Genomic DNA, 6,344 nt, shown 5'->3' with positions numbered 1-6,344 from the left:
TTGAAAACGGCGGCTTCCGTTGAAAACGGCGGCTTCCGTTGAAAACGGCGGCTTCCGTTGAAAACGGCGGCTTCCGTTGAAAACGGCAATGCATTCACGAATCAGAATACGTCATGAAACGAGGAACATGTCGAAAGACCGATTTTTCCTTGAAATCGATCGGCCGGTCGATCATACTTCAATGGAAACCAACTTTTCAAAGAGAGGTGGAGAGGATGAACAAGGAAACCATTATGTCTATTTTTCCCGAAAAGGCGGAGATTCCCCCGGAAGTGATGTACACACCGATCGTCCAGAAGGAATACCTATCGGGCGGAAAACTCATCTCCTGGAACGGACCGGTCCAGGAGGTGCTTTCTCCCGTCTGTATCAAAGAAGGTTCATCCGTCTCTCAGGCCGTCCTGGGTTCGTACCCCCTCTGTACGGAGAAAGAGGCGCTCGAAGCCCTCGATGCCGCGGTAAAGGCGTATGACACGGGAAGGGGCAGATGGCCCATGATGAGGGTGGAAGAGCGGATCAAATGCATACAGGATTTCATGTTCGGGATGAAGGAAAAACAACATGAAATCGTGACCATGCTGATGTGGGAAATAGGAAAAACCTTTCCGGACGCGACAAAGGAGTTTACCCGTACCATCGCATATATCGAGGACACGATAGAAGCATACAAAGACCTCGACCGCTCGTGTTCCCGGTTTACCATCCGTAACGACATTGTCGCGCAGATCCGGTACGCGCCCCTCGGCGTCGTGCTTTGTATGGGTCCGTTCAATTACCCCCTCAATGAAACATTTACCACCCTCATTCCCGCTCTTATAATGGGAAATACCGTCATTTTCAAACCCGCAAAATACGGCGTGCTTCTTCTCAGGCCCCTCCTCGAGGCATTCAGGGATTCGTTTCCCCCCGGCGTCGTGAATACGTTGTACGGAGACGGTAAAGTGATCGTCGGTCCCGTCATGGAAACGGGCAAGATCGATGTTCTCGCGTTTATCGGATCGAGCAGGGTCGCCAATATTATCGAAAAGGCGCACCCCAAACCGAACCGGTTGACGACCGTCTACGGACTCGAAGCGAAAAATCCGGGCATCATCCTCCCGGACGCGGATATCGGGGCAACGGTGAAAGAATGTCTTTTAGGCGCGCTTTCCTATAATGGACAGCGGTGCACGGCGCTTAAAATACTTTTCGTTCATCGATCGATCGCTGAGGAGTTTGTTCAAAAAATGAGTGACGGTATTGCCGGACTTTCGATCGGCATGCCGTGGGAAGACGGTGTGGCGATCACCCCCCTTCCCGAAGCCGGGAAAACGGCATGGCTGAAAGAACTCTCCGATGACGCCGTCCATCATAATGCAGGTATCGTCAATGAAGGAGGGGCTTCCGTCAACCGGACATTTTTTCATCCCGCCCTTCTCTATCCGGTGAACGATTCCATGAAAATCTACCACGAGGAGCAGTTCGGTCCGATCATCCCGGTGGTACCGTTCGAGAACATCGAGACGCCGCTTTCTTATATCGTCAGCTCGAATTACGGCCAGCAAGCGGCCGTTTTCGGAAAAGACCCCGATGTGATCGCCCGCCTTATCGACACCCTTTCGAACCAGGTATGCAGGATCAATATCAACAGCCAGTGCCAGCGCGGCCCCGACACCTTCCCTTTCGGCGGGCGAAAGGATTCGGCGGAGGGAACCCTTTCGGTACAGGACGCACTCACCGTTTTCTCGATTCAGACATTGGCCGCGGCAAAAATGAACGATCTCAACAACCGCATTATAACATCGATCGTTCGCGGACGCCGTTCGGTCTTTCTCTCCACGGATTTTATTCTTTAGCGGAATGACCCATGTAAAAAGCGGTGCACACGGATCGGACGAAAATCGTGAAAGCACAAACAGCACGTTTACCCCATTACCTAAAGGTTAACTTATATTGTCGTTAAAGAACAAACAACGAATTGAATTATTCTTGTTTTAAGCTTGCCAATATAACATATATTAATTATATTGTATCGATTGCGGGAAAAGCATATCATGCGGGCATCGAATAGTTCCGGAACCTTTGGCATTCATGAAGAGGTTCGCCTGCCGGCCGTCGCGTGAGAGAGGGAGCGGGAGGCAACTTCCCCGGTGAAACGAGGTATTGGTAATGAATAACGACAGCGGCATCAACGTCCCGGAGGACATAATAAAAAACTGGCAGGAAATCGTCGACGTTCTGTCGCAGATTGTCGATATCCCGGCCGCGCTGATCATGAAATTCAGCGAACCGGAGATCGAGGTATTTGTCGCGAGTTCGAACGAGGATAATCCGTACCGCACGGGAGAGAAAGAAAAACTGCTCGGGTCCGGACTCTACTGTGAACGGGTAATCAAAACCGGGGACAAGCTCCTCGTTCCCAACGCCCTTACCGACAGGGCGTGGAAAAACAATCCCGACACGCGCCTTCACATGATTTCCTATCTCGGATTTCCTATCCTTCTTCCCGACCATAAACCGTTCGGAACGATCTGTGTGCTTGACAACAAACCAAACGGCTATTCGAAAACGATAGAGAAGCTGATGACCGGGCTGCGCGATCTGATCCAATCGCATCTCGAAATCATTTACATGAATCAGGTTCTCGGTGATGAAAACAAGCGCCTGTCCGACTACCTGTCGGAAATAAGGGCATTCAGGGGTCTTGTCCCCATATGTTCGAACTGCAAGAATATCAGGGACGAACAAGGGATTTGGCATCCCATCGAACATTTTATAAGCAGCAATACCCGTATCGAATTCAGCCACACCTTTTGTCCGATATGCGCGAAAAAACTGTATCCGGACATGGTAAACGATGAATAGCCCTCCATCCCCTTGCAGACCTCAGACTCAGGTTATCCGCTCGATACGGATACGGTGCGGCAGACAGAGACGACGCCGCGATGAAACATGAAAAAACCCTTTACGAGATCCTCGGCCTCACGCCGCAGGCGGGTACCGACGCAATAAAAAAAAGCTTCCGCGCACTCGCGCTGCTTCATCACCCGGACAAGAACGACAATTCCACGGCGTCGCAGGTTCTGTTTCGAGTCATCAACGACGCATATACCACCCTGGTCTCGGCCGAACGGCGTGCGGCATACGACATGTATCTGAAAACAAGCGGCGCCGTGCATCGCCGTCACGGTGCGGAAGTCTCGGAAAGCGCCGGGGATAAGCGGAACGACGTCGAGTATATATGCACCCGGCTCAATTTTATCCTCTGGGAAATCGAGGACATACTCGCATCGCGGTCTTTTGTATCGGGCGACCATCCGTATGACGGCTGCCCTGTCGCACAATACCTTGAGATAATTATCGTCTTTATCGACCGGTGGGTGCTCGAACCTTCCTGTTTCATCGATTATTTTCATACGGCGAGAAATCCCGGCGCCGAAAAACGAACGGTTCCCTTCTCTTCACGATACGATAAAGGCGTCCACCGGCCGTATATCGATCTCCGGGATTATTTCTACGAAATCAGAAAACGCTCGGACAGGTTCTTCAGACACGTCACCCCGGAAGCTTTGATGAAAAAAATCGAAGGCCGGAATGTCACCCTCCTCGACGCGATTTTCGAGGCGTTACTGATGGCCTGCCACTACCTCGGTTCCGTCCGCCTCCTCATGAAACATGAAATAAAAACCGTGGGGCGGTTTACCCATTCGAACCCGTGTTACGAGGACGGCGCGGCGGCACCGATCTCTATCGATGAAAAGGAGAAATCGAAATGAACAGAATCCATATCATTACCCTGGGAGTCTCGGATATGAATCGTTCCCTGCGGTTCTACCGCGATGTACTCGGTTTCGAGATAACGGCGAAGGAAAAAGAGCCCGAGATCGCCTTTTTCCGGAACCGGGGCACCACCCTGGCCCTGTATCCGAAAGAAGGGATCGCCCGGGATATCAATGATAACGATCCGCCCCAAGGTTCCGGCTTCGGCGGTATTACCCTCGCCTATGTCGCATCATCCGAAAGTGAAGTGGATGAGATCATTATGAAGGCGGCCGGCTCCGGCGGCAGGCTGGAAAAATCGCCGCGGCGCGTTTTCTGGGGAGGATACAGCGGTTACTTCTCCGATCCGGACGTCTACTACTGGGAAATCATGTATTGGGAACAATGGAAATTCACGGAAGACGGGGGCCTTGCCGTCGATTGACCGGGCTGGACGGGCTGTCTGTTACCGTTTAAAAATAGCCGGTCGCTTCTTCCGGCCGAGTGAAAACCTTCCGGGCGCCCGCCGCACGCAGCTCGTCTTCTCCGCGGAATCCCCATCCCGCACCGACCGGATACATGCCCGCGTTGATCGCTGTTTCCATGTCGATGCGCGTATCCCCCAGAAACACTATCCTTTCCGGACTCACCCCGATTCCCCCGGCGATCGCCAGGGCCGCGCCGGGGTGCGGTTTGAGGGGATAGCGGTCTCCGGCTCCGAAAACAAAAGAAAAACGGGTTTCCGGGAAATTGAACCCGATACTCCGTTTAACGAGCGGTCCGGGTTTATTCGACAACACGGCTTTGGCCACGCCCGAATCATCCAGTACGCGAAGAAGTTCGGGAATACCGGGATAGGGTTTCGTATGGACATTGAGCCGCAGCGAGTAGGCTTCTTCGATCTCGCGCGTTATCCGTTCGATATCGGCATCGGTGTGCATCGACCGGGGCAAGAGGGAGACGACGAGATTTTTCATGCCCCTGCCCACAAAGCGCCTGAAGTCTTCAAGCGGATACGGGGCCAACCCGTTTCTTTCAAGCACCGTATTGGATGAATCGGCGATATCCCTGATCGTGTCAAGAAGTGTACCGTCGAGGTCGAAAATCACGGCGTCGAATTTCATTTCGTATCGGTCCCCTCACCCCGCTCATTTCACCCGTTCGTCCGAAGACGCCCGGTCGCTTCCGGCTATTTCGATCATGTCCGTGATCTTTTTGATGAAGTGCGGTTCGCACCTGAATGCCGATCCTTTTCCCTGGAGAAAATGATGCTCCTTAAGGAGATGGAGGGAGAGTTCGCTTACTAAAAGTTTTTTCTCGAGACCCGTCAATCCGATGACCGCCACGTGTTTCCGCTTGAGTCCGTCGCCGAAGGGACACGGGAGAAACCCCCTGGCTTCGATGACGGTGACGGAAAGCTCATCGCGGACCGCCACTTCCACTCCGAATCCCTTTTTCCCCTCACAGAACAAAAACTCGATCGCCTCCGCCGCCCTCTCCCAGTCGAGACCGATCGAGGCGGCCGTCTCCTCGTCCTTCTGGATGATATCGGTGAGGCTGCGGGTGTCGGTACCGAGAAATCCTTCCGCGGTAATGACGCCCGGCCGCATTTTGTTTTGAACTTTTACGAGTTCGGGGGTCATTTTCATGATATACCGCCTTTTTCCGGTTTATGCGAATTTGTCATAATAGATCGCTCCCTCTTTGACGTTATGCGAGGTCAATACCTTGACGCACGCGTCGATCATACCGGGGCTCCCGCACAGATACCCCTCTTTTTCGGGGGACGATTCGAGCTTATCCTTCAGATATTTGTCGAGGACGTCGGTAATGAGTCCCGTCTCACCGTCCCAATTGTCTTCCGGAAGTGGGGAGGAAAGGGCGGGCACATAATGAAACCGCGGCCATCTTTTTTCCAGCTCGCGGAATCGTTCGGTATAAAAGAGTTCCTTTTTGTTGCGCGCGCCGAAGAAAAACCAGACGTCCCGGTCCCGGACCCCCCGCTCCTCCATGTCGAAGAGGATCGAATGGATCGGCGCCATACCGGAACCGCCTGCGATGCAGAGCATGACCGCATCCGAGGAGTGAAGCCTGAAATCGCCGATCGGCGCGATGAGTTCGAAACCGTCCCCCTCCTTCATCACGGTATGGACATAGGTGGTGGCGATCCCCCCGGGCACGAGCCGGACGAGAAAACCGAGGCGCCCCGAATCCGAAGGGACCGAAAGCATCGAATACGCCCGCTGTGTCGAACCGGAGATTTTTCCGTAGGGGGGAATGATGAACTGCGCGTACTGGCCCGAAGTGAATTTGATTTCACGGGGCTCGACGAGTTTCAGGTACACTTCCTTGATATCGTGAGTGATATCGGTGATCGATGAGACCGCCGTTTTGTAAAGACCGATATTGAACAGCTCCTCCGGGATTTCGATTTCGATATTTTTCTTGACCTTGATCTGGCAGGCGAGTCGGATCCCTTCCTTTTGTTCTTCTTCCGAAAGAAGGGGCAGTTCGGTGGGCAGATACGGACCGATATCGGAGACGACCTTCGCCTTGCAGGTGCCGCAGGTGCCTTTGCCCCCGCAGGCGGAAGGAAGGAAAATCCG

General features: G+C 53.2%; 7 protein-coding genes. 4 read left to right on the top strand and 3 right to left on the bottom strand.

What is annotated here, in order from left to right; all coding sequences use genetic code 11:
* Positions 1-233 precede the first annotated feature (233 nt).
* The 4 genes from JW881_15080 (at position 234) to JW881_15065 (ending at position 4,183) form a co-directional block, all read left to right on the top strand.
* On the top strand, positions 234-1,835 hold the full coding sequence (locus JW881_15080; protein ID MBN1698838.1) for an NADP-dependent glyceraldehyde-3-phosphate dehydrogenase: 1,602 nt from the start codon (positions 234-236) through the stop codon (positions 1,833-1,835).
* Between the two features lie 313 nt (positions 1,836-2,148).
* The gene (locus tag JW881_15075; protein ID MBN1698837.1) at positions 2,149-2,844 is read left to right on the top strand and encodes a GAF domain-containing protein; all 696 of its coding nucleotides are present in this window, start codon (positions 2,149-2,151) and stop codon (positions 2,842-2,844) included.
* An 80-nt stretch (positions 2,845-2,924) separates the two neighbouring features.
* Complete coding sequence (locus JW881_15070; GenBank protein ID MBN1698836.1) at positions 2,925-3,755, top strand: DnaJ domain-containing protein; 831 nt, start codon at positions 2,925-2,927, stop codon at positions 3,753-3,755.
* Positions 3,752-4,183 carry a VOC family protein gene (locus JW881_15065; GenBank protein MBN1698835.1) on the top strand — a complete coding sequence of 144 codons (432 nt, stop codon included), beginning with the start codon at positions 3,752-3,754 and terminating at the stop codon, positions 4,181-4,183. The genes JW881_15070 and JW881_15065 overlap by 4 nt, the downstream gene beginning before the upstream one ends.
* Positions 4,184-4,211: 28 nt before the next feature.
* Here the strand turns inward: JW881_15065 and JW881_15060 are convergent, their stop codons facing one another.
* The 3 genes from JW881_15060 to JW881_15050 all read right to left on the bottom strand — a co-directional run.
* The gene (locus JW881_15060) at positions 4,212-4,862 is read right to left on the bottom strand and encodes an HAD family hydrolase (GenBank protein MBN1698834.1); all 651 of its coding nucleotides are present in this window, start codon (positions 4,860-4,862) and stop codon (positions 4,212-4,214) included.
* A gap of 24 nt (positions 4,863-4,886) precedes the next feature.
* Entirely contained in the window at positions 4,887-5,387 is a 501-nt protein-coding gene (locus JW881_15055; protein MBN1698833.1) for a hypothetical protein, read from the bottom strand.
* Positions 5,388-5,408: 21 nt separating this feature from the next.
* A partial coding sequence (locus tag JW881_15050) for a 2Fe-2S iron-sulfur cluster binding domain-containing protein (protein ID MBN1698832.1) occupies positions 5,409-6,344 on the bottom strand: 936 nt, incomplete at its 5' end.

Source organism: Spirochaetales bacterium (assembly GCA_016930085.1).
Lineage (GTDB): Bacteria > Spirochaetota > Spirochaetia > SZUA-6 > JAFGRV01 > JAFGHO01.
Note: the sequence above shows the minus strand (reverse complement) of the source record. Positions and strands in the feature narration are given on the sequence as shown.

Excerpts from the sequence above, each read along its gene's own strand:
- JW881_15070 (MBN1698836.1), top strand. The coding sequence starts at position 2,925 with ATGAAACATGAAAAAACCCTTTACGAGATCCTCGGCCTCACGCCGCAG.
- JW881_15055 (MBN1698833.1), bottom strand. The coding sequence starts at position 5,387 with ATGAAAATGACCCCCGAACTCGTAAAAGTTCAAAACAAAATGCGGCCG.
- JW881_15075 (MBN1698837.1), top strand. The coding sequence starts at position 2,149 with ATGAATAACGACAGCGGCATCAACGTCCCGGAGGACATAATAAAAAAC.
- JW881_15065 (MBN1698835.1), top strand. The coding sequence starts at position 3,752 with ATGAACAGAATCCATATCATTACCCTGGGAGTCTCGGATATGAATCGT.
- JW881_15080 (MBN1698838.1), top strand. The coding sequence starts at position 234 with ATGTCTATTTTTCCCGAAAAGGCGGAGATTCCCCCGGAAGTGATGTAC.
- JW881_15060 (MBN1698834.1), bottom strand. The coding sequence starts at position 4,862 with ATGAAATTCGACGCCGTGATTTTCGACCTCGACGGTACACTTCTTGAC.